The organism is Ruegeria sp. AF1 (genome assembly GCF_056542125.1).
This window is the reverse complement of the sequence record NZ_JBQFZG010000008.1, coordinates 96,939-118,593: the sequence shown is the minus strand read 5'-3', so window position 1 is coordinate 118,593 and position 21,655 is coordinate 96,939. Positions and strand designations below refer to the sequence as shown.

The window sequence follows — 21,655 nt, the reverse complement described above, 5'->3', positions numbered from 1 at the left end:
CATGACCGGGGATACACCACAGCCATCAGTCGCCACAACTAAAGACCGTGAGGCTGTCATTCGTGTAAGCGGGCTCCGAACTCAGTTCGGTACCCAGGTGGTACACGAAAACCTGAATCTTGATGTCTGGAAGGGAGAAGTTCTGGGAATCGTTGGCGGGTCGGGCACCGGTAAATCCGTATTACTCAGAACTATCGTAGGGCTGAACAAACCCGCCGCCGGAGAAATCGAAGTGCTGGGCGTCGATGTTCTGAATGGCCCAGAGGATGACCGCCGCAGGATCGAACGCCGCTGGGGTGTTGCCTTTCAGGACGGGGCCTTGTTTTCGTCACTGACCGTGCTGCAAAACGTGATGGCTCCGTTGCGGGAACACACAGGTCTCAGCGAAAAACTAATGGAGTCTCTGGGTGCGTTGAAGATCAGCCTCGTGGGACTGCCACAGCTGAGTTGCGGCAAGTTTCCGTCAGAACTGTCGGGTGGCATGCGCAAGCGCGCTGCGCTGGCCCGGGCGCTGGCTCTTGACCCCGAGATCGTTTTTCTGGACGAACCAACCGCAGGATTGGACCCGATCGGCGCAGCGGCGTATGATGAACTGATCGGCGAATTACAGCAGGCACTTGGGTTGACCGTTTTCATGGTCACCCATGATCTGGACAGTCTTTACGCGATCTGCGACCGCGTTGCAGTGCTTGCAGAAAAGCGCGTGCTGGTTGAAGGTCCGATTGAGGATATGACCAAGGTCGACCATCCTTGGGTACAGGAATACTTCACAGGCCCCCGCGCCCGCGCGGCACAACAGAAGGGGCAAAACAGGTAAAGGCAATGGAAACCCGGGCGAACTATATCCTGATCGGCGCGTTTACCCTTGCAGGGTTGCTGGGCGCATTCGGCTTTTTCCTGTGGCTCGCCAAGTTTGAGATCACGCGCCAATACGCTTATTACGATGTACTTTTTGACAATGTCGCAGGTTTGTCGGCGGCCGGCGGCGTGAACTTCAACGGCTTGCCTGTCGGGCAGGTCGTTTCCTTGCAACTGGACGAAAATGACCCGTCAAAGGTTCGGGTGCGGATCGAAGTGGACGCAGACATTCCTATAACCAATGAGACAATCGCACAGCTTCAGTCACTTGGCGTAACCGGTGTTGGTTATGTTGAACTGACCGGCGGATCGGCTAACGCTGAACGATTGCCACAAAAGAGCATTATCAAGAGCAAACGCAGCGCAATTCAATCCCTGTTCGAAGGCGCGCCAAAAGTTCTGGATGAAGCCGTAACGCTTTTGGAGAACCTGAACAAAGTCGTCGATGATAAAAACCGGGAAGCTGTGAGCGGTATTCTGGACAATCTTGCTTCGGCCACAGGTAAACTGGACAATACACTGACAAGTTTTGAATCCGTGGCAAATGACATCGGCAGCGCTGCGCAGGATATTGGCGCGTTTTCAAAGCGGCTGGACCCACTGATCGAAACTGCTCAAACAACGCTCAAGACCGGTACGGAAACATTGGAAGCCGTCAAAACGGCTTCCGGGTCCGCCAAGACCGCGCTGGACGAAGCTAAAACAACCCTTCAGACGGCTGACCGCATTTTGCAGCAGGACGTGAAGCCTTTCATCGAGCGAGGCTCGCAACTGGCTGAACGATTGACCGTTTTGTCTGATGAAGGCAGCGTTACCCTTGGAATTGTGAACGAAACCGTTCTGAACGCCAATACGGCGCTTGGCTCGATTACAACGGCGATGGAGTCCGCCAAGGGGGCGCTGGCTTCGGCAGAATCCGCTTTTGACTCTGCAAATCGTGTCATGGAGGAAGACGTGGCACCTGTTGCGGAAGATGTCCGGAAGGCGGCCAATCAGGTGACCGAAACCGTCGCGGGCATAACGGAAAAGATTGATCAGATCTCTGACGACGTCCTGAGCGCGTCAAATTCCGCGTCCGAATTGCTGGGAACCATCGACGAAATCGTGCAGAGCAACCGCCGACAAGTGTCAGACTTCCTACGTGTCGGGTTGCCTCAGTTTGTTCGTTTTATCGAAGAATCCCAGCGTCTTGTTATCAGTCTGGATCGCCTCGTAGACAAAGTTGAACGCGATCCGGCACGTTTTCTTCTGGGCACCCAAGCATCGGAGTTCCGTCAATGATCAAGCCTGCACTTGCAATGTTGATGGTCGTGTTGTTTGGCGGCTGCGCTGGTCTGGGCACGTTGAAACAAGCGGCGAAACCGAATGACTTGTATCTGCTGACCCCTAAAAGCACTTTTTCCTCAGCGCTGCCCAGGATTGAAAAGCAGATCGTCGTTCAGGAACCGACGGCAACTGCCGCAGTGAACACGGATCAGATTGCCATTCAACCTACCGCGTTGCAGGTTCAATATTTGCCCCGCGCCCGCTGGGTGGATCGCGCGCCCTTGATCGTTCAAACCCTATTGGTCGAAAGCTTTGAGAACTCGGGCAAAGTCGCAGCTGTTGGACGCTCAACCGTTGGTCTGCGAGCCGATTACGTAATCGCCCCGGACCTTCGAGAGTTTCAGGGGGTCGTGATCGAAGACACCGAGAATGGAACCAAAATTCGCGTCGAAGTTCGTATTAACATCAAGGTGATCGACGAATACGAAGACAAGATCATTGCGTCCAGCTCGTTCCAGGAAAACGTCGTGGCGGCAAGCGATCAGACACCCGATCTGATCAACGCGTTTGATCTGGCTTTGGGGCGCGCGATGCGAGATTCTGTAGAATGGAGCATTCGCAAGATCAATACCCACGTGGCAAACAACCCGCGATCCATTCCCAGATAACGAAAGCCGCATAAGACGGCGGAAAAAGCGGGCAATTACAGACGCGCTTTCACATGACCAAACATTGCTCTACCCAATGTGGTTTTCAGAATTGTGCGGCCGAAGCTCGGTTCCAATCATCTGCAAATTCTTCGGGAATGTCGTCCTTTAACAAGGCGCCGTCCTCCAGATAGGTATAAAGTTCGGCATAGCTGCGCTCATGCTCGTCCGCAGTGCGGCGCAAGATATCACGGGGATGTAACTCGGATGCTTTTTCCTTGCCCATGGCGCCCAAAAGCTCGCGGAAACTTTCCAGCGTGGCATCGTGATAGCGATGAACACGCCGACGTTTCTGAGGCACATTCACGGCGCGCCCGCGGATGGGATCTTGTGTAGCCACCCCTGATGGACAACGGTTTGTGTTGCAATGCAATGCCTGGATGCAACCAACCGCAAACATCATCGCGCGCGCCGAGTTGCACATGTCTGCACCAAGCGCCAACTTCTCGACCATGTCATAACCGGTCGCCACTTTGCCGGAGCAGATGATCCGAATCTTGTCACGCACTCCGACACCGCGCAAACAGTTGCTGACAAAGATCAAGGCTTCGTTCAGGGGCATACCCAACCGGTTGGTAAATTCCACCGGGGCTGCGCCTGTGCCCCCTTCTGCCCCGTCAATCGTGATGAAATCCGGCAAGATACCCGTTTCAAGCATTGCTTTGCAGATCGCCATGAACTCGGACGGCCTGCCGATGCACAGTTTGAAACCGACAGGTTTGCCACCTGACATTTCCCGCAGGTGCTGGACAAAATGCATCAAACCCGTGGGCCCATCGAATGCACTGTGGGTGGGCGGAGAAATCACATCCTGATGTTCTGGCACACCACGTATCTCGGCAATCTCAGCATCAACTTTGGCAGCAGGCAGAACACCGCCATGGGCGGGCTTTGCACCTTGTGACAGCTTGATCTCAATAGCCTTGACCACGTCCTTTCTTGCCTTTTCGGCAAACTTGTCCTTGTCAAATCCACCAGCCGGGGTCCGGCACCCGAAATAACCCGTCCCGATCTGCCAGATGATGTCTCCGCCTTCAGCCAGGTGATGCGGTGACAGACCGCCCTCTCCGGTGTTATGCGCGAACCCCCCATCCTTGGCTCCTCCGTTCAGCGCGCGGATGGCGTTGGCGCTGAGCGCGCCAAAGCTCATGGCAGACACATTAAGACGCGAGGCGCTGTATGGTTGCGTACATTGTGGACCGCCCAGCAATATGCGTTCTTCACTTTTGTCTACATGTTTGGGGGCAAGTGAGTGGTTGGCGCGATGATACCCGGTTTCGGTAATGTCGTATTGCGTGCCGAACGCCTGTGTGTCCACCTGCCCCTTGGCCCGAGAATATACCAGCCCTCGGACAATTCTGTTGAAAGGCCGGCCACTTTCGTTGGTTTCAACGAAGTACTGGCGAATTTCCGGACTTACAAATTCCAACATGTACCGGAAATGGCCAAGAACCGGATAGTTGTTCAGGACGTTGTGCCTGGTCGTCAAAACATCATAAAGACCGATGATCGCGTACGGCACCAAAATGATCAGAAGCCAATGGGCAGGCGACCAGAAGAACCCAAGGATCAGAACCACTGGCAGACAGACACAGCTTAGAAAAAAGAAAATTCTGCGTACAATCATGTTCCAAACTCCTTGTGTTTTTATCGGGCTGATGAGCCATGCTGTCAGAACTCAACGTGAAACAGATTGAAATTTTATTTCAAGTGTCAGCGGTAAAATGTCTGCTGAGGGACGCAAATGTGAAATCATGTTACGAACGGACCAACTGTTGAACCCAGTGCAACCAGCGGATAAATCACGCTAACCGGACGACAAAGGGCCGATCCTTGGCAAACACACACTCCCACCTCTGGCGTGAACGAAAAAGCGTGATGTTTCTGTCCGTCTTCGTCGGTGGGGCGCTTGGGTCGTTGTTGCGTGAGGCGTTTGCACTAGAAATCCCCGGCCTCAGCTTTCTAACTTCGACTTTCGGCATCAACGTGACCGCCTGTTTTGTTCTGGGCTGGCTGTATTCCGTGCGCCATAAGGTGCACGCGCATGTTCTGTATCTTGGCACCGTCGGATTTTGCGGCGGATTGTCGACCTTCTCATCTTTTGTTGCTGATCTTGAACGTATGGCCGAAGGCGGCCTATGGGTAACGTCCCTGGCAATCGGGCTGGAAGTTTCATTTGGCCTTGCGGCCGCGCTGATTGGCGAAAGCCTTGGTCGTCATTTTCACTCTGAAAAGTCGCCGTCATGAGCGAATTGTATCTTCATTCCATGTTCGCGTTGGGTGGGGGTCTGGGGGCCGTGATGCGCCATTGGCTGGCGCTGAAAATTCGGCACGACTTGCCACTAGCAACCTTGCTCGTAAATGTATTGGGCAGCTTGTTGCTGGGGATCTGGGTGGGGTATTTGGGAGGTCCTGTAGACATAGCCGAGGACCAAAAACGCCTTGTTTTCGGGTTTTGCGGCGGTTTTACAACCTTTTCCAGCTTTGCCTACCAATCGCTCGAGCTTCACCGCGAACGCACATTGTTTTTGGCAGCAGGCAATATTCTGTTCAGCCTTGCTCTGTGCTGGTTCGCTTTCTGGCTTGGCCTGCTGTTAACGCGCTGAAGCTTACCAAGCTGGGCAATAAACTCGAACACTGATTTGCTTTTCTTTCCGACCAACGTTGGGTCCCAAGCCACGCCAACGCTTTGACAAATAAAGAGTTTGAAAAGACTTATTGCATTAAGCTGAACTGCATCGAGTGTTCTGGTGTGTGAGCAATGGCCTGTGTCCTTGACCCGGACATGGGCCATTTCTTAATCGGATCAGACCCCATAACGGGCAAGAAACATATCCACGGCTTGTGTCGCCACTTCGGTGATTTCTTCTTTGCTGAACGAATTCTGAATTCCAAATGCGGCCCGGGTCCAGATTCTTACCTTGCAAAGCTCGGAGAACTGCTCAGCCGCGATATAAACATCTTCAATCGCCAACTCACCTTTGGCCACGGCTTTTTCAAGATATTCCGCCATTTGACGCTGGCCATTTTGCGGCCCCGCTTCATAAAATGCGCGGCCAAGTTCCGGAAACCGGTCCCGTTCGGCAACACAAATCCGAAAAACTTGCTGCGCGAAATCTGAAACCAGAAACGCCGTCAATTGCGTGGCCGCGATCATCAGCACTTCGCGGGCGGGTTTGGTCTCGTCAATCATCGCGATGATCCGTTCAGCCATCAGACAGCATTCCGTTTGCGCAACTTCCATGAACAAAAGACGCTTGTCCGGGAAATAGCTGTACAAGGTTGCTTTTGACACCCCAGCCGCGCGTGCAATATCATCCACGCTTGCGCCCTCGAATCCATCCGCCATGAAAACCTCTCGGGCCCCGCGCAAAACCTGATCGAACTTTCGGCCTGTGCGCAGGATGGTGGCGGTCTGGGTCATGTCATCTCCTTGAGCAATACCTGACACAGTTTATAAACCGTTCGGTTCAGGTACAAGGATTCTCGTATTTCGCTAATATCTGGCAATGCTCTAATTGTGCCGCAGGTCTCTTGCGACGGTTTCAAACCGTGTTAGGACTTGGCCCATGGCCGATATCTTTTTGCGTACACTTCCCTTTTTTGCGATCATCGGCCTTGGCTTTTGGGCTGGGCGCACACGGTTCTTTACGGCCGAAGCAACCGCATATCTGACCAAGTTCGTATTCTTCTTCGCACTATCGGCAATGCTTTTTCGATTTGCGGCGACCCTGCCCTTTGCAGAGATTTTTAACGCAAGACTGATCTTCGGTTACCTCATAGGCACCGCCGCTGTTTATGGCATAGCCACTTGCGTAGCGTGGATTCGCAGCCTTGATGTGCCGACTTCGGCGGTTGAAGCACAGTGCGCTGCCATTGGAAACGTTGGCTTTCTTGGCCTGCCAATGCTCGCGGTGCTGTTCACCGAAGCAGCTATTGGCCCGGTCATGCTGGTTCTGACCGTAGATCTGGTTGTATTCTCGTCTCTGATCGTGATCCTGATCAACGGTGGGCGTGACGGAAGGCTGACGCCAGCCACTTTCAAACTGATTGGAATGGGTCTGCTCAAGAACCCGATGATTGTCTCGATCTCTGCCGGGCTCGTCTGGTCATCCCTGCAAATCCCGGTTCCCGATCCGCTGAACAGCTTTCTGACCATTCTCGGTGGTGCCGCTACCCCCGGAGCGCTTTTTGCAATCGGCGCGTCCCTGGCTGGCAAATCCGCAGAAAGAATTCAGATCGCAGCCTGGTTGAGTTTCTGCAAGCTGGTGCTCCACCCGCTTTTCGTGGCAATCGCCCTGATCTGGCTGATCCCGGTCGAAACATTCCCGGCAAGTGTTGCAATTGCGGCGTCCGCTCTGCCCGTAGCAGGAAATGTCTATATGTTGGCCGCGCATTACGGCATTGCCCCACAGCGTGCCTCGGCTGCTATTTTGCTGTCGACGCTCGTCAGCATTGTCACAATACCGCTTGTTATTGCGACTCTAGGAACTCCCTGACCTTCACCTTTTTTAAAAATACTCTCTCCAAAGGCACTCGGACTTTACGCCGGGTCCGTGGATCGTTAGCCATGTTGCGACTCTAGAATAAGGACGATGCCTGATGGAAACCCTTTCGGAAAATGCCTGTTTCGGCGGAGTGCAAGGCGTGTATCGCCATGCTTCGTCGGCATGCCAATGCGACATGACGTTTGGCCTTTTTCTTCCGACCGAGGCGAAAGATGGCCCGGTTCCGATATTGTGGTATCTGTCTGGTCTGACCTGCACTCATGAAAACGCGATGACAAAAGCCGGCGCACAGGCGTGGGCTGCGGAACAGGGCATTGCAGTGGTGTTTCCCGACACTTCGCCACGCGGTGAAGGTGTTGCGGATCACGACGACTACGATTTGGGCCAGGGCGCTGGGTTTTACGTGAATGCCACGCAGGAGCCTTGGGCACCGCATTTTCGGATGTTGGATTACATTGCCGACGAATTGCCCGCCTTGCTGTTCGAGAACTTTGCCATCGATAGCGAGCGACAGGCCATAACCGGTCATTCCATGGGCGGGCATGGTGCATTGACACTGGCCATGAACCTTCCGGGACGGTACCGCTCGGTTTCGGCCTTTGCGCCCATCTCGAACCCGACGGGTGCAGACTGGGGGCGCAAACAGCTTGGCGCGTATCTGGGGGATGATAAATCCCTTTGGGCCAAACACGATGCTTCCCTGTTAATGAAGGAAACCGGTTTCGACGGTCCCGTCCTGATCGATACGGGCAGCAATGATCAGTTCATTGACCTGCTGCGCCCCGAAACGCTTGCCCAAGCCATCGCTGAGCGTCGCCAGCAAGCAACCTTCCGCCTCCAGCCAGGGTATGACCATTCGTACTTCTTCGTATCCACCTTCATGGAAGACCACATCGTTTTTCACGCCGAAGCGCTGTACGGAGACTGAGGTATGAGCAAATACGACTATGATCTAGTCATCATCGGATCCGGGCCTTCGGGGCGTTCCGCTGCCATTCAGGCTGGCAAGCTCAAGCGACGGGTTCTGGTGATCGACCGCAAAGACCGTTTTGGTGGAGTATCCGTTCACACCGGAACTATCCCATCCAAGACATTGCGTGAAACGGTTCTGAATCTGTCGGGCTGGCGCGAGCGCAGCTTTTATGGCCGTTCCTATCGGGTCAAGGACCAGATCCGCGCCGAAGATCTCAAAGCCCGCCTGCACATGACCCTTGATCACGAGGTCGACGTGCTGGAACATCAATTCAACCGGAACCATGTCGATACGTTGAACGGTCTGGCAAGGTTCATTGGACCGCACGAAGTGGAAGTCGCCACTGATGCTGGCGAGACTACCCGAATAACAGCCGCCAAGTTTTTGATTGCGACAGGAACCAAGACTTATCGCCCCGATTACGTTCCGTTCAACGGCAAGACAGTGGTCGATGGCGACGAATTTCTGGAAATGGCAGAAATTCCGCGTTCACTGGTTGTTATCGGTGCCGGGGTCATTGGCGTCGAATACGCCACGATGTTCTCGGCGCTGGACGTTCGGGTTACGCTGATCGAGCCGCGGGATACGTTTCTGGATTTCATCGATAGCCGCTTGATCCATGATTTCACCCATCAAATCCGCGAAAACGGTGTTGATCTGCGGTTGGGATCGGCTGTCGAAAAGATTGAAGATGCGGGCGAGCACGTCGAAGTGACCCTAGAAAACGGGCGCCACGTGCGGGCGGAAATGCTGCTGTTTGCCGCCGGGCGCATGGGCGCAACATCGAAACTCAATCTGGATTCTGTCGGACTTGAAACCGATCACCGCAACCGGATCAAGGTAGACCGCAAGACATATCAGACCGCTGTTCCGCATATCTATGCGACCGGTGATGTGATCGGCCACCCTTCGCTGGCTTCTACTTCACTGCAGCAAGGGCGCGTGGCTGCCTGCCATGCGCTTGAGACACCTACACTGCCGGAAAGCCCATGGTACCCCTATGGCATCTACTCTGTTCCCGAAATTTCCACCTGCGGCATGTCAGAGGAAGAACTTCAGGAGCGCGGCATACCCTATGAGGTCGGCGTTGCCCGATTCCGCGAGACCTCACGCGGGCATATCATGGGTTTGGAACACGGCATGCTGAAAATGCTGTTTTCGCTGAAGACCCGCCGTGTCTTGGGCGTGCAGATTGTGGGCGAAGGTGCGACCGAACTGATCCACATTGCTCAGGCGGTGCTGAACCTGAAGGGCACTGTCGATTACTTCGTTCAAAACACGTTCAACTATCCAACTCTGGCCGAGGCTTACAAGATCGCCGGGCTGGATGCTTTCAACCGGATGCCGATCCCGGAGGAATTCAAGGTGCGGAAGAAACCTGCAGAACCGGAGAAAAAAGAGGCCAAAAAGGCGTGACAACGCTCTATGTCGATGGCGATGCCTGCCCTGTAAAGGCCGAGGCCGAACGGGTTGCTACGCGACACAAGGTGCCTATGGCACTGGTGTCGAATGGCGGTCTTCGACCGTCAGCAAACCCGCTTGTACAGGTCATCGTGGTCTCGGAAGGTGCTGATGAAGCGGACAAATGGATTGCAGAGCGCTGTGGCGCAGGGGATGTAGTTGTTACCTCCGATATCCCTCTGGCCGCGAAATGCGTCGCAGCGGGTGCCCAAGTTTTGCGCCCGAACGGCGAAGCTTTTACGGCAGCGAACATAGGCCAGCAATTGGCAATGCGTGATTTGATGGCTGACCTGCGGGCCGCCAATCCGCTGGGGGCCGGAGGCGGCGGCCGACCATTCAGCAAAGCAGATCGTTCAAGGTTTCTGGATGCGTTAGAGCGGGAACTTCGCGCAGCGACCCGAGGATAAGTGCAATCATCGGCAAGCTAAAATGCGAGCCTGCAACCAGAAACGCCCGTTTACAAGCCCGCTGAAAGAACGCAGGCTGCGAAAGACTTCTGATCAGGCTATTCGCAAACGGAGACCGAATTATGAAAGTACAGGGTGCTCATTACCGGTCAATTTGGTGGGACAAATCGGCAGGTGAGGTTCGGATTATCGACCAGCGATGGCTGCCCCATGACTTTCGGGTGGTTACCCTGAAAACGCTGGATGAATTTGCGACAGCGATCCGCGACATGTGGGTCAGGGGTGCGCCACTGATTGGTGCAACAGCCGCGTTTGGAATTGCCGAACAGATGTCCCGTGACAGCTCTGACGCTTCGTTCGACGCCGCATATGACGTATTGCACGCGACCCGGCCAACGGCTATCAACCTGCGATGGGCTTTAGACAGATGCCGCGACGCGCTGATGCCACTTGCCCCAAGTGATCGCGCTGAACGGGCCTGGGCACTGGCACAGGAAGTTGCAGACGAAGATGTCGAGATCAATTCATCGATAGGTCGCCATGGGCTGCAACTGATCAAAGATATTGCAGCCCGAAAGCCTGCAGGTGAACCGGTGCGGCTATTGACGCATTGCAACGCCGGATGGCTGGCAACGGTGGATTGGGGAACGGCGACAAGCCCAATGTATCATGCGCATGACGCGGGCATTCCGCTTCATGTCTGGGTGGATGAGACCCGACCGCGTAATCAGGGGGCGCTGACATCCTGGGAGCTTGGTGAACACGGCATTCCCCATCGTTACATCGTGGACAATGCAGGCGGTCACCTGATGCAACACGGTTTGGTTGACGCGGTCATCACCGGTACAGACCGGACCACGGCACAAGGCGATGTCTGTAATAAAATCGGTACCTACCTGAAAGCCTTGGCGGCGCGGGACAACGGGGTTCCGTTTTACGTCGCCCTGCCCTCACCTACGATTGACTGGACGGTTCGGGATGGAGTGTCGGAAATACCGATCGAAGAACGCGATACGAAAGAAGTGACCCATGTCATGGGTGTGGTTGGACAAGGGGGTATTGCCGACGTTCGCGTCACCCCGAACGGGACGGAAGGTGGCAATCCTGCCTTTGATGTCACACCAAACCGGCTGGTGACGGGGCTTATTACCGAGCGTGGCGTCTGTGCCGCCTCTGCCGAAGGCCTTGCCGGATTGTTTCCGGACCGAGCCGGCTAGATTTACACCCCACGCGGCATGACCGCTGGCACGCTCACATAGTTCGAGAGCGAAACGTCACCTCAGGCAGGGACTGCCAGACGGTTCTCTCGGATCGGTAGATGAACGATGGCGCTGAAAGCGCCTATTGCCACACCGATCCACCAGACAAGGGCATAGTCACCATATTGGTCATACATACGTCCCCCCAGCCAGACGCCCAGGAAACTGCCAACCTGATGGCTGAAGAAGATTATGCCATAGAGTGTTCCCATGTAACGCAGACCATAGAGGTGCGCGACAAGACCCGACGTAAGCGGAACGGTGGCCAGCCAAAGTGACCCCATCACCAGCGAGAATGTAATAACGGACAACGGCGTTATCGGGAAAATGATGAACAACGCCGCAGCAAGCGTCCGACCGGCATAGACCGAGGCCAGCAGATATTTCTTGGGAAAATGATTGCCAGCCCAGCCCGCCAAAAGGGTCCCGGCGATATTGGCCAAACCAATCAGTGAAATCGATACCGCGCCAAGTGCGGACGTGGATGTGATGCCGATGGAATGCAGCACGCTGCCGGGTTGGATCGGGCCGCACATTTCGGTCACGAATGCGGGGAAGTGAGCCGTGATAAATCCCAGCTGGTAACCGCAGCTGAAAAATCCAATAAATATCAAAGCGTAAGAGGGGTCTCGGAACGCCTTGCCCAGAATTTCGCCCATGCTTTCTTGCAACGCTGCCTTTGAACCTAGCTGAGGCGCCCGCATGAAGGGCAAGGTCAATACAAGCGCTAGAATCGCAGCCGCAAAAACGACGAAGACCTGTTGCCAGGGCAGGAATGACAGCAACCACTCAGCTGCCGGCGCGCCCAAAACCTGTCCGAAACTGCCCGCCGCTGTAACGACGGCCAGCGACATGGACCGATTTTCATCAGAGGACGCACGACCGACCACAGCCAAAACCACGCCGAACCCGGTTCCGGCAATGCCAAACCCCACCAGCCACGCATAAACCTGATGCCCAAGCGGTGTGACGGACCAGGCCGACAGAACCAGACCGGCAGCATAGGTCAAGGCACCGATGACAATGGCCTTTCGGTCTCCTACTTTCTCAGCGATAGCTGCAAAGATCGGTTGACCGATGCCCCAAGCCAGATTCTGGATGGCGATCGCCAATGAGAAATCCGTGCGCAGCCAGCCAAATTCGCTGGCAATCGGAATCTGAAACACGCCGAAAGACGCGCGCACGGCAAAACTGACCGTTATGATGATGCATCCAACGATCAGGATCGGGTTCAACATGCGGGTGGATTGCGGCATAGCGACCTCGGGTAGTTTGGTCCGACGGACCGTACTGCATTTACGGATCGCGTCAATTCAACAGATTTGCGGTCACGAATAAGCAATTTTGATACGTCAGGGAAATGGCATCTTTTCAACGCGCTGGGTCACGGGTAAGGCTCTGGGTCATGACGGATCTGATTTCGCTTTACGAAGCCCGCGTTGCGGATGGAACTCTGACGCGCGACGACGCTCAAGAAGCCGTTTTGCCCCAGTTTGATCGCATCCGCGCGGCACTGGCCGAGCCGGTAAAACGAGGGTTTTTCCGCAAGGCTCCGCCAACGCCCAAAGGCCTGTACCTATGGGGCGGCGTCGGACGTGGTAAATCGATGCTGATGGACATGTTCGTCGACACGCTGGGTGAAGTCCCCGCACGGCGCGTTCACTTTCATGCCTTCATGCAGGAAATCCATGCCGGAATGCACAAGGCCCGAAAAGAGAACGTCGAAGATGCTCTGGCACCTGTGGCGAGAGAGGTTGTGAAATCCGTCCGCCTGCTGGCCTTCGACGAGATGCAGATCACTGACATTACGGATGCGATGATCGTTGGCCGCTTGTTTGACCTGCTGCACGAGGGTGGCGTTGTTGTTGTGACCACGTCGAACAGGCATCCGGACGAGCTGTATAAGGATGGGTTGAACCGGCAATTATTCTTGCCTTTTATTGCCCATATCAAAGACCAGTTGCAGGTATGGGAACTGGTATCGCCCACGGATTACCGTCAGAACAGACTAGAGGGTGCTCCGGTCTATTTTACACCCATCGGGCCCGAAGCGCGGCAGAAAATACGGGATGTCTGGAAAGATCTTGCAGGCGGTCCTGCCGATCCGTTGATATTGCAGGTCAAAGGCCGCGCTGTCGAACTGCCCGCATTTCGCAATGGTGTTGCACGGGCTTCGTTCTATGACCTGTGCGGCCGGATGCTGGGACCGGCAGACTATCTGGCTATCGCAGAAGCAATTAAAGTGCTGGTGCTTGAGGACATCCCCCGTCTGTCGAGAAATAACTTCAACGAAGCCAAGCGCTTTGTCATCCTGATTGATGCGCTCTACGAGGCAAAAGTTCGGTTGATCTGCTCGGCTGCGGCAGAGCCCGAGATGTTGTATGTCGAAGGTGAAGGCACCTTTGAGTTTGAGCGTACTGCGTCGCGCCTGCGGGAAATGCAGGACCAGAACTGGGGGAAGTAGGGGGCTCTGCCCCCGTCGCGCTGCGCACGCCTCCCCCGGAGTATTTGCGAAAAGATGAAGCTTAACCGTTTTCTCGCAGGATGTTTCCGGCAAGATAAAGGGAGCCGCAGATCAGGACACGCGCCTGTGGGTCTTGATCCGTGATTGCCTTCAACGCATCCGAAACGCTTGCAGCGACCGAAGAGGGCAAGCCAACTTTGGCGGCGGCGGCGGCGGTTTCATCGGCGCTGAGCGTGGCCGCCTCGCCCGGTATGGAGACGGCAGTCAGACTTGCAACCTGTCTGGACAGTGGCGCGAGATACCCAGTCACGTCTTTCGTGTTGAGCATACCGCAGATTAAATGCGTGGGACGTTGCGGCATTTTCGCCAGCACATCGGCCAGCGCGATACCTGCGGCCGCGTTATGCCCTCCATCCAGCCACAGTTCGACCTGAGGGGCTTGCTCGGTCAGCGGGCCGGTTTTGAGACGTTGCATACGCGCAGGCCAATCGGCATTGGATACGGCAGCCTCGTAGGCCGCGTCACCCATTGAAAGATGACGCAGAACCGCTAAGGCGGCACCGGCATTCTGGAACTGATGTGCACCCAGCAGGTTGGGTAGCGGCAGATCACGCAGCCCGGTTTCGTCCTGATAGATCAAGCGCCCGTTTTCTTCATGAACGTGCCAATGCTGGCCATGTACAAGCAGCGGTGCGCCCAACCGGGCGGCTGTGTACTCGATCACCTCCAGCGCCTCGTCTTCTTGCGGGCCGACGATGCATGGCACACCAGGTTTGATAATGCCCGCCTTTTCGGCGGCAATCTTTCCCAGGGTGTCGCCCAGATACTGTTCATGATCGATTGAAACCGGCGTAATGACTGTCACCGCCGGTTCATCAATCACATTTGTCGCGTCAAGCCGTCCGCCCAGACCGACCTCGAGCAGAGTGTAATCTGCTTTGCAGCGAGAGAAGGCCAGCAAGGCGGCGCAGGTTGTGATCTCGAAATACGTGATGTTCTCGCCGCCATTCGCCGCGTAGCACTCATCCAGAACCGCGGTCAGGCCGGGTTCCGAAATCAGTTCGCCCGCCAACCGGATACGTTCGTGAAATCGCGCTAGATGGGGCGAAGTGTAGGCATGAACGGAACGCCCTGCCCCTTCCAAGCCCGCCCGGATCATGGCCTGGGTCGAGCCTTTACCGTTGGTTCCGGCAATATGGATAACTGGAGGCAGCTTGAGCTGCGGGTTGTCCAAAGCGGCCAGCAATCGCCAGACGCGGTCCAAGGTCAAATCAATGATCTTGGGGTGCAGCGCCATCATCCGGTCGAGGATGGCGTCAGATGTCTTGGTGTTCATTTTTTTCCGGTCTCTTCGGCCTGCGCGACCTTGGCCGTTTCATCCGGGATCGGTGCTGGCAGATCACCTTTGATCGCCGGCGGTTGGTTCATCAGCATCCGGGTGATGGTGATCAGTTCGTCGCGCATCTCGGTACGTTTGGTGACACGGTCCAGCATCCCGTGATCCAGCAGGTACTCGGCCCGCTGGAAGCCGTCGGGCAACTTTTCGCGAATCGTCTGCTCGATAACTCGGGGACCGGCAAAGCAGATCAACGCGTTCGGTTCAGAGATGTGGACATCGCCCAACATCGCATATGACGCCGTCACACCACCGGTGGTGGGATGGGTCAGCACAACGATATAGGGCAAATTCGCTTCTTTCAGCATTTCGACGGCTACGGTTGTGCGCGGCATTTGCATCAGGCTGAGTATGCCTTCCTGCATCCGCGCACCACCAGCTGCCGAGAACAGGATCAGTGGGCGCTTTAGCTTAACCGCTTCTTGAGCGGCCGCGATGATCGCGTTGCCCACATACATGCCCATTGATCCGCCCATGAAGGAAAAATCCTGCGCTGCTGCAACGATAGGCGTGCGCCCAATTTCGCCTTTGACAACCAGCATCGCCTCTTTTTCGCCGGTCTTTTTCTGCGCCGCTCGCATACGCTCGGGATATTTCTTCTGGTCGCGGAAATGCAACGGATCTTCTTTTGGCGCTGGCACTGCAACCTCGGTGAAAATACCGCCGTCGAACAGGTGATTGAACCGCTCGCGTGGGGTAATCGCCATGTGATGGTCACATTGGGTACAGACGTTCTGATTTTCCGCAAGTTCACGATGAAACAGCATCGTTCCGCACTCGTCACATTTCTGCCAGAGGTTTTCGGGCACTTCGCGGCGAGAGAAGATCGAGTTGATCCGGGGGCGGACGTAGTTTGTGATCCAGTTCATGTCGGAACCTTGGCTTGTGCGGTGTTGACGTCAAATAAGACGCCACGGGAAGAAATGCAATCAACGCCTGAGCGCAAGCCGCGCTGCCAGCCAGCATACGAACATCACAGCCAAATCCACCAACAGCCAGGGACGAAGCTGTTCGGCGTCAGATGCATCGAAGGGAAGCGAGAAAAGCGCCAGCCCACTCAAGTTATCTGGCAAAGAAATGAACAATAATGCGATGATGTTATTGAAGAAATGCAAGGCGATAGCTGGCCCCAATGTGCCTGATCGCGCTGTGAGATCGGATGCAAGCATCCCAAAAACAAATGCCCACAGCACAAACAGAATTGCATTCTCTCCTGCCATCTCCGGTGTGTAGTGGCCGGCGGCAAACAAAACAGACGGAACCCCCGTCCAAATGACGGGCGATTGAAACCTGGCTGCAAGAGCTTGCTGAATGTACCCTCGAAACAGAACTTCTTCGGCGCTGGTCTGAATCAGGACAACCAATACCGAGACCGGAAGCAACAAGAGCCAAGTTGAAAATGGCAGATTCTTTGACAGAGATTCCCCCAAGCCGTAGGGCGGCAGCAAGACACCGACGGCGCCCAAGATAAGCAGGGCTTTCAGCACTTTCAGAAATTGGGCCGCAACCAGACCCCGTTGGCCAAAAATTGATCGCAAAGATCGGTGCTGAAGCTGACGCGCGGCCACTGCCACGCCAAGAATGATGAACCCGAAACTGGCCAGCATCAGAAGCAGCGCCAAAGGTGTGTTGCCTTGTAAAAGTTCCTGAGACCACTTCGCTGGGCCCAACCCCGCGATCACGGTAAAAAACACCACGTTCAAAACGCTGACCAGCGCGGCGATCAATGCCAGCCCCAGCAAAAGACGCCAGAGTTCGGGTCTGGCGCGGGCTGTTTCAACCAAACGCGCATGAGCCGAATACGCTCTAGGCATTCTTTCCAATACCTTCCTGCGCCGTTTCATCTGTCACGGGCGGAAACATGTCTTCGGCGTTCTGGGCCACGCTGATCCTGTTCGAGAGCGTCGTCAGATAGCCTGCAACCGTCTGCAGCAACTGCATAGCGACCGAAGCATCGCTTTCAACAACGGCACGCAGCTCTTCTGCGCCGATACGCAAAAAGCTGCTATCTTCCGTTGCGACCAGATCCAGCTGCCTTGGTTCCCCTGTAATGATAGACAGGTCTCCAATGAGCCGTCCGGGTTCTATGATCGAGATTGTGCGTTTCGATCCATCCTCGTTGGACCAATCCAGTTTGGCCTGTCCTGAAATGCACAAATAAGCCGCATCCGGCGCCTGACCGCGGGAAAAGATGACTTGTCCGGCGCTGGCCTCGTACCATTGCGCCGAAAACGCCAGCAGCCGCTGGTTTCTGCCATCCAGGCCAGAAAACAGCTGCGTTGCTGACAGGATCTCGAGTTTCCGGCTCAGATCGTCCGAAGTGCTGTCCTCGTGCGCTGGCCTGCTCCGCGAGACGCCATCGATCCGTCCATCCTTGATTTCTACAAACAAGTCATAGGCTTCGGGGTGCGCAAAATGATCCTCCATGAAAATCATGATGGAATCGGGCAGCAACTCCCGCAGTTTCAGGCGCGTGCGCAACCGGCTTTCCGAGTCGTGGCTGGCCAGCGCCTTGTCCAGGATCAGAATGTCGGGGCGTTTGATGCCTGCGCGCGAAAAAGCGGCACGCTCCTGAAACACGGTTGGAAGGTTGTTGCCGCCCAGCCCGGACGGAAGGTCATAAATAATGGCCGCTGCTCGACGGCGCAGACCGGCTTCGTTCATGGCCTCTGCAACGATGTCTTCGATATCTTCGGCATGGGCACCTGCCATCAAAGATATCCGGCCATAGATCGCGTTTTCCATCACGGTCAGGCGCGGCACATAGATGTCAGGCGCCACAGACATGAACAAACCGTCCATTGCACCACGCAACCGTTCAGCCTGGGTCTTGCGGATAGCAAGGATTTTTTCCTTGTATTCCTCTGGGAAATCAGGACCGATCTGTTCTGCGGTCAGAAGGAAAGGCACTGTCAGTAGCAAGGCGCGCTCCTGATCGCTCAGCGCAGCATTCCCTTTGGCTTTGCGCCGGTCCTGGATGTCAAGCAGCCGATGATACATGTCCTTGGACATGCCAAGCCGCAGAAACAGGGGATGGTCAGCCCCATCCCGCCCAAATGTCTTGCCAAGAGTATCCATGACGGCATTCGATATGCTGATCGCGTCATCTGCAAGATCATGGGTGCTGAGCAATTGTACAAACCGCGCGTCGCCAGCCAGAATGTCTGGAGAGATGTCGCGCGACGGTGCCGCGAACAACAGGTTTCCCCCAAGCGGGACAGCCGGGTTGAACTGGTTGGGATCGAACCGATAAACATACCGATCCAGTCCTTTTGCCTTCAGCCGTTCAGCGATGGAGTCTCTCAGCCTGACTATTTCCTGTGCCAGTATCGGGTGTATCTCTGGATCAAACTGGGTGCGCAGAGTGCGCCGGAACATGAACTCGTCAATCCCCATGGCTTCCACCAGTTGGAACCACCAATCACGTATTCCATCAATATCGTCCAGACCGGCCAGTCCCGGATCGATCCACTCATCTTCCAGCGAGTCTGGTGGGTTACCGGCCCGAACAGACTCGATCTGACGACGGGACGGGGTTCTTATGGCATCTGCCTCGTGCTGTGGATGGGTGCGCAATGACATCATGAGGTTATCGCCCAAAGTCCCGTCAAACAGATACGGGCGTGAATAGGCATAACCGATCCGGGCCGCGATAACTGATTGGTGCAATTCGTCCAGCCTGTGGCCAGCTATGATCACATCGCCCTGAACAGGCAGAACCTCGCGGGTCAGCAACTGGCCCAATGCACTGCGTTCCGACGCATAGGTGGATTGAATCGCCACACGCGCGCCACGTGGGATAGTCAGATCAATATCCTCTAGAATGGTTTTGCCATCGCCATCGCGTACGGTCACATTGCGCAATTCGATATCACCGGTCAGATGCGGAATGGTTTCCGGCTCACCGATGAACAGCTCTTCGGGAATCATGTTGTCCGGGGCAAATCTTTCAGTAACCACTTCCCATCGCAGGGACATATCCTGTACCTGGTTGTAGTAGGTCAGAAGGTCTTTCCAGGGCCCGCTAAGGTCTTTGTACGCGCCCAACGCGGCAACCAATGCACCTACTGTCACCTCGCCCGTGATCGCCAGGTATCCGCCCACCGAATAAAACAAAAAAGGCGTCATCTGAGTGATCAGATTGTTCAGGAACTTCATAAAGAATTTCTTTTTGTAGATCTTGAACCGGATCTCGAACAAGGTTCCCAGCCTATGGCTGAACTGTGCCAGACGATACCGCCAGCCGCCATTCGTGCGCAGGTCGCTGATGCCCGCCGCGCTTTCCCCGATTTCCGAGCTCAGGCGCCGAACCTCCTGAATACGGTCCTTGTTCAGCAAATTGATCTGGCGTTGCAACTTGGGGATCAACCAGGCCTGAAGCGGGATCAGCGCGATGCTTGCCAGACCAAACCAGAGGCTTTGCATGAACAGAAAGGTGACGATTGTCATCATTTGGCCGAACTGAAACACCGGTTGCGCAATCGCATCCCCCATCAAGCCGCCCATCGGCTCGGCCTCGGATGTGATCATCGAGACCAGCTCTCCTTGGCTGGTGGTCGCGAAATAGGACTTTGGGAACCGCATCGAGCGTTGAATCAGGGTATAGCGAAGACGGCGCAGCATACGTTCGGACAAGATGCCTTTCATCGTATTGATGCGCATCTTCATCAAACCACTGGCGATCACAGTGGCCAGAAATAGAAAGCACAGTATCATCAGATACTGAACTTGAGACACTGTGATGCCCCAGACTGTCACCGTGTCGCCCGGCGCACCAATAGCGTCATTGATGATTTGTTTAGGCAGCTCCAGCGATGCATATAGAAAAGGGAAGGACAGGACCGTTAGCAGCAACAGGACAAGTTGCTGTTTTTTCGAATACTTCCAAATAAAAGAAAATAATGTGGGCTCCATAGCCTGGCCTTATCGATAGCTGAACTGATGTTTGGCTGTTCTGGGGTAACCCATTTTTAGGAAACAGACGGTAAGCACTGACCCGACGTATTGCAAGAATTGACGGCATCAGCCCCCCAATCCGGCACCTATCTTTTTTACGCTTACCCACCAACCTGAAAACGTAGCGCTCAAGTAGTGTTTTTGTGATTGCGGGTTTATTCCTACTCATTTCTTTGACTAAAGAAGGACATTATCGGACGAAGAGACCATGCGCAGGATTCTGGATCGCTATATTCATCGCCGGACGCTCGGCCGCTGGAGCCGGGCTGTGCGGCAGGCGCCAGATTCGGCGCAAGCCGAGTTGCGATTGAAACGCGATCAGGCACGCAGTCTGCGTGGGCAACTGGATCGCCTGATCCAACTGGCGGATGCGCGCCTGCTCCGTCCGAAAATAGGATCAACTCAGTTTCACCGGCCTGTCGGCACCGACTGGAGCTGGCGGCCCGGACTTTGGCGCGCGCCGTTGTTGCAATCCGGCATGGCCTCTGTTCCCCGTAGAACGGTTATGGACGATCAGGTCAGCTTGTTTCACGACTGCCCATTGACCGAAATCGTCGTGCGGCAAATCCGCAACCGGGGGGCAAGTGATCTGGCTCCGTTCAGTCTGGAGGTCGAGGTCTTTGGTTTCGAGGGTTCGTTCCTGTCGGTATCGATCGACTTGCCGCGTGAGGCCGCCCGCGACCTGACACGCGAGCATCTGATCCGGTTAGAAACCCTGATTGACTGCGAAAAACCATCGGGTGTGTTCGCACGTCTCAATGTTCAGCACGGACCCAATATGGAGCAGGTTTTGCGGCAACTGAACCCTTCTGACGCCGTGAACGCAGTTGAGTTTGACTTGGCTCACCTGCCCCTGAATGAACGCAGGATCGAAAAGATCTGGCTGGATCTAATTTTCGAAAAACCGGAAATGAACCGTATGAGTGTACGAGACCTTACGTTTTGCCGTTTCCATCGCGCCGACTTGTGAGACGATCAAAGATGACACAAACATCCCTGACCTTCATTCGGTTCGAAAACGGAATTTGGCACGGTTATGTTGAGGCCGAGCGGCAACCGGGATTGGAGGTTCGATATCTGGGGAAAGCACTGGAGGGAGTTGAGCTTTCGCCCGCAGACAACGGATGGGACCTGAATGTTCCGGTACCCGTGACAGCCCTGTCCGAAGGCGTGCACAGCTTCGTCATAGTCGACGCAGACGGCGTTGAGAAACTTGGGAGTTTCTCCATTATTGCAGGTGAACCAGCCGCCGATGATCTCAGGGCTGAAGTGGATCTTTTGCGCGCGGAGCTGGATATGCTGAAACGCGCTTTCCGACGGGTAAGCCGAGGAGACGGCTGAAACGCTTGCGAAGTCCGATGATCCATTCAGTTATGTGCACTAAGCGCGGTGCCTGCGTA

20 protein-coding genes are annotated in these 21,655 nt (G+C 55.2%); 13 read left to right on the top strand and 7 right to left on the bottom strand.

Translation table 11 applies throughout. From position 1 onward, the window contains the following. Position 1 precedes the first annotated feature (1 nt). The 3 genes from ACR0BK_RS12900 to ACR0BK_RS12890 are packed head-to-tail and all read left to right on the top strand — an operon-like array spanning position 2 to position 2,792. Positions 2 to 817 carry an ABC transporter ATP-binding protein gene (locus ACR0BK_RS12900; protein WP_480519932.1) on the top strand — a complete coding sequence of 272 codons (816 nt, stop codon included), beginning with the start codon at positions 2 to 4 and terminating at the stop codon, positions 815 to 817. Positions 818 to 822: 5 nt separating this feature from the next. Further along, positions 823 to 2,139 (top strand): MlaD family protein, encoded by a 1,317-nt coding sequence (locus ACR0BK_RS12895; RefSeq protein WP_480554934.1) that lies wholly within the window; start codon positions 823 to 825, stop codon positions 2,137 to 2,139. Then, positions 2,136 to 2,792, top strand: a complete 657-nt coding sequence (locus ACR0BK_RS12890) for an ABC-type transport auxiliary lipoprotein family protein (protein WP_480477226.1) — start codon at positions 2,136 to 2,138, stop codon at positions 2,790 to 2,792. Before ACR0BK_RS12895 ends, ACR0BK_RS12890 begins: the two co-directional genes overlap by 4 nt. An 85-nt stretch (positions 2,793 to 2,877) precedes the next feature. On the opposite strand, the gene ACR0BK_RS12885 is transcribed toward ACR0BK_RS12890, so the two are convergent. Continuing rightward, positions 2,878 to 4,458, bottom strand: coding sequence for an FMN-binding glutamate synthase family protein (locus ACR0BK_RS12885; RefSeq protein ID WP_480477224.1), 1,581 nt, complete (start codon positions 4,456 to 4,458; stop codon positions 2,878 to 2,880). A gap of 251 nt (positions 4,459 to 4,709) precedes the next feature. Between ACR0BK_RS12885 and ACR0BK_RS12880 the strand changes: the two genes are divergently transcribed. Together ACR0BK_RS12880 and crcB are read left to right on the top strand one after the other, a co-directional pair. Continuing rightward, entirely contained in the window at positions 4,710 to 5,078 is a 369-nt protein-coding gene (locus tag ACR0BK_RS12880) for a fluoride efflux transporter FluC (RefSeq protein ID WP_480554932.1), read from the top strand. Next, positions 5,075 to 5,437, top strand: coding sequence for a fluoride efflux transporter CrcB (gene crcB, locus ACR0BK_RS12875; protein ID WP_480519924.1), 363 nt, complete (start codon positions 5,075 to 5,077; stop codon positions 5,435 to 5,437). Before ACR0BK_RS12880 ends, crcB begins: the two co-directional genes overlap by 4 nt. Positions 5,438 to 5,637: 200 nt before the next feature. Here the strand turns inward: crcB and ACR0BK_RS12870 are convergent, their stop codons facing one another. Further along, positions 5,638 to 6,255: a TetR/AcrR family transcriptional regulator gene (locus tag ACR0BK_RS12870; protein ID WP_480554930.1), complete on the bottom strand. Its 618-nt coding sequence runs from the start codon at positions 6,253 to 6,255 to the stop codon at positions 5,638 to 5,640. A 145-nt stretch (positions 6,256 to 6,400) separates the two neighbouring features. Between ACR0BK_RS12870 and ACR0BK_RS12865 the strand changes: the two genes are divergently transcribed. From ACR0BK_RS12865 to mtnA, 5 genes are all read left to right on the top strand, one after another. Next, positions 6,401 to 7,330 (top strand): AEC family transporter, encoded by a 930-nt coding sequence (locus ACR0BK_RS12865; RefSeq protein ID WP_480519920.1) that lies wholly within the window; start codon positions 6,401 to 6,403, stop codon positions 7,328 to 7,330. Positions 7,331 to 7,433: 103 nt separating this feature from the next. Further along, positions 7,434 to 8,267 (top strand): S-formylglutathione hydrolase, encoded by an 834-nt coding sequence (fghA, locus tag ACR0BK_RS12860; RefSeq protein WP_480477214.1) that lies wholly within the window; start codon positions 7,434 to 7,436, stop codon positions 8,265 to 8,267. A gap of 3 nt (positions 8,268 to 8,270) precedes the next feature. Next, complete coding sequence (gene sthA / locus ACR0BK_RS12855; protein WP_480519916.1) at positions 8,271 to 9,728, top strand: Si-specific NAD(P)(+) transhydrogenase; 1,458 nt, start codon at positions 8,271 to 8,273, stop codon at positions 9,726 to 9,728. Continuing rightward, positions 9,725 to 10,180, top strand: a complete 456-nt coding sequence (locus ACR0BK_RS12850) for a YaiI/YqxD family protein (protein WP_480554928.1) — start codon at positions 9,725 to 9,727, stop codon at positions 10,178 to 10,180. The genes sthA and ACR0BK_RS12850 overlap by 4 nt, the downstream gene beginning before the upstream one ends. A gap of 122 nt (positions 10,181 to 10,302) precedes the next feature. After that, a complete protein-coding gene (mtnA, locus tag ACR0BK_RS12845; protein WP_480554927.1) occupies positions 10,303 to 11,397 on the top strand; it encodes an S-methyl-5-thioribose-1-phosphate isomerase in 1,095 nt (364 codons plus the stop codon). Positions 11,398 to 11,459: 62 nt separating this feature from the next. Here the strand turns inward: mtnA and ACR0BK_RS12840 are convergent, their stop codons facing one another. Further along, positions 11,460 to 12,695 (bottom strand): MFS transporter, encoded by a 1,236-nt coding sequence (locus ACR0BK_RS12840; protein WP_480554926.1) that lies wholly within the window; start codon positions 12,693 to 12,695, stop codon positions 11,460 to 11,462. 149 nt (positions 12,696 to 12,844) lie between these two features. On the opposite strand from ACR0BK_RS12840, the gene zapE reads away from it, so the two are divergent. Beyond that, complete coding sequence (zapE, locus tag ACR0BK_RS12835) at positions 12,845 to 13,903, top strand: cell division protein ZapE (RefSeq protein WP_480519910.1); 1,059 nt, start codon at positions 12,845 to 12,847, stop codon at positions 13,901 to 13,903. 61 nt (positions 13,904 to 13,964) lie between these two features. Here the strand turns inward: zapE and ACR0BK_RS12830 are convergent, their stop codons facing one another. The 4 genes from ACR0BK_RS12830 to ACR0BK_RS12815 form a co-directional block, all read right to left on the bottom strand. Then, positions 13,965 to 15,239: a bifunctional folylpolyglutamate synthase/dihydrofolate synthase gene (locus ACR0BK_RS12830; RefSeq protein WP_480519908.1), complete on the bottom strand. Its 1,275-nt coding sequence runs from the start codon at positions 15,237 to 15,239 to the stop codon at positions 13,965 to 13,967. Then, complete coding sequence (accD, locus tag ACR0BK_RS12825; RefSeq protein WP_480554924.1) at positions 15,236 to 16,168, bottom strand: acetyl-CoA carboxylase, carboxyltransferase subunit beta; 933 nt, start codon at positions 16,166 to 16,168, stop codon at positions 15,236 to 15,238. Before accD ends, ACR0BK_RS12830 begins: the two co-directional genes overlap by 4 nt. 60 nt (positions 16,169 to 16,228) lie before the next feature. Further along, the gene (locus ACR0BK_RS12820) at positions 16,229 to 17,026 is read right to left on the bottom strand and encodes a CPBP family intramembrane glutamic endopeptidase (protein WP_480554923.1); all 798 of its coding nucleotides are present in this window, start codon (positions 17,024 to 17,026) and stop codon (positions 16,229 to 16,231) included. Between the two features lie 79 nt (positions 17,027 to 17,105). Continuing rightward, on the bottom strand, positions 17,106 to 20,213 hold the full coding sequence (locus ACR0BK_RS12815; protein ID WP_480554922.1) for an ABC transporter transmembrane domain-containing protein: 3,108 nt from the start codon (positions 20,211 to 20,213) through the stop codon (positions 17,106 to 17,108). 250 nt (positions 20,214 to 20,463) lie between these two features. On the opposite strand from ACR0BK_RS12815, the gene ACR0BK_RS12810 reads away from it, so the two are divergent. Together ACR0BK_RS12810 and ACR0BK_RS12805 are read left to right on the top strand one after the other, a co-directional pair. Beyond that, positions 20,464 to 21,225, top strand: coding sequence for a DUF6478 family protein (locus tag ACR0BK_RS12810; RefSeq protein ID WP_480477194.1), 762 nt, complete (start codon positions 20,464 to 20,466; stop codon positions 21,223 to 21,225). Positions 21,226 to 21,236: 11 nt separating this feature from the next. Beyond that, a complete protein-coding gene (locus ACR0BK_RS12805; protein WP_480554921.1) occupies positions 21,237 to 21,596 on the top strand; it encodes a hypothetical protein in 360 nt (119 codons plus the stop codon). Positions 21,597 to 21,655: the final 59 nt, after the last annotated feature.

What these genes read in the sequence shown, in the direction of transcription:
- ACR0BK_RS12900 (WP_480519932.1), top strand. Translation starts at nt 2, where the DNA reads ATGACCGGGGATACACCACAGCCATCAGTCGCCACAACTAAAGACCGT.
- ACR0BK_RS12895 (WP_480554934.1), top strand. Translation starts at nt 823, where the DNA reads ATGGAAACCCGGGCGAACTATATCCTGATCGGCGCGTTTACCCTTGCA.
- ACR0BK_RS12890 (WP_480477226.1), top strand. Translation starts at nt 2,136, where the DNA reads ATGATCAAGCCTGCACTTGCAATGTTGATGGTCGTGTTGTTTGGCGGC.
- ACR0BK_RS12885 (WP_480477224.1), bottom strand. Translation starts at nt 4,458, where the DNA reads ATGATTGTACGCAGAATTTTCTTTTTTCTAAGCTGTGTCTGTCTGCCA.
- ACR0BK_RS12880 (WP_480554932.1), top strand. Translation starts at nt 4,710, where the DNA reads ATGTTTCTGTCCGTCTTCGTCGGTGGGGCGCTTGGGTCGTTGTTGCGT.
- crcB (WP_480519924.1), top strand. Translation starts at nt 5,075, where the DNA reads ATGAGCGAATTGTATCTTCATTCCATGTTCGCGTTGGGTGGGGGTCTG.
- ACR0BK_RS12870 (WP_480554930.1), bottom strand. Translation starts at nt 6,255, where the DNA reads ATGACCCAGACCGCCACCATCCTGCGCACAGGCCGAAAGTTCGATCAG.
- ACR0BK_RS12865 (WP_480519920.1), top strand. Translation starts at nt 6,401, where the DNA reads ATGGCCGATATCTTTTTGCGTACACTTCCCTTTTTTGCGATCATCGGC.
- fghA (WP_480477214.1), top strand. Translation starts at nt 7,434, where the DNA reads ATGGAAACCCTTTCGGAAAATGCCTGTTTCGGCGGAGTGCAAGGCGTG.
- sthA (WP_480519916.1), top strand. Translation starts at nt 8,271, where the DNA reads ATGAGCAAATACGACTATGATCTAGTCATCATCGGATCCGGGCCTTCG.
- mtnA (WP_480554927.1), top strand. Translation starts at nt 10,303, where the DNA reads ATGAAAGTACAGGGTGCTCATTACCGGTCAATTTGGTGGGACAAATCG.
- ACR0BK_RS12840 (WP_480554926.1), bottom strand. Translation starts at nt 12,695, where the DNA reads ATGCCGCAATCCACCCGCATGTTGAACCCGATCCTGATCGTTGGATGC.
- zapE (WP_480519910.1), top strand. Translation starts at nt 12,845, where the DNA reads ATGACGGATCTGATTTCGCTTTACGAAGCCCGCGTTGCGGATGGAACT.
- ACR0BK_RS12830 (WP_480519908.1), bottom strand. Translation starts at nt 15,239, where the DNA reads ATGAACACCAAGACATCTGACGCCATCCTCGACCGGATGATGGCGCTG.
- accD (WP_480554924.1), bottom strand. Translation starts at nt 16,168, where the DNA reads ATGAACTGGATCACAAACTACGTCCGCCCCCGGATCAACTCGATCTTC.
- ACR0BK_RS12815 (WP_480554922.1), bottom strand. Translation starts at nt 20,213, where the DNA reads ATGGAGCCCACATTATTTTCTTTTATTTGGAAGTATTCGAAAAAACAG.
- ACR0BK_RS12810 (WP_480477194.1), top strand. Translation starts at nt 20,464, where the DNA reads ATGCGCAGGATTCTGGATCGCTATATTCATCGCCGGACGCTCGGCCGC.
- ACR0BK_RS12805 (WP_480554921.1), top strand. Translation starts at nt 21,237, where the DNA reads ATGACACAAACATCCCTGACCTTCATTCGGTTCGAAAACGGAATTTGG.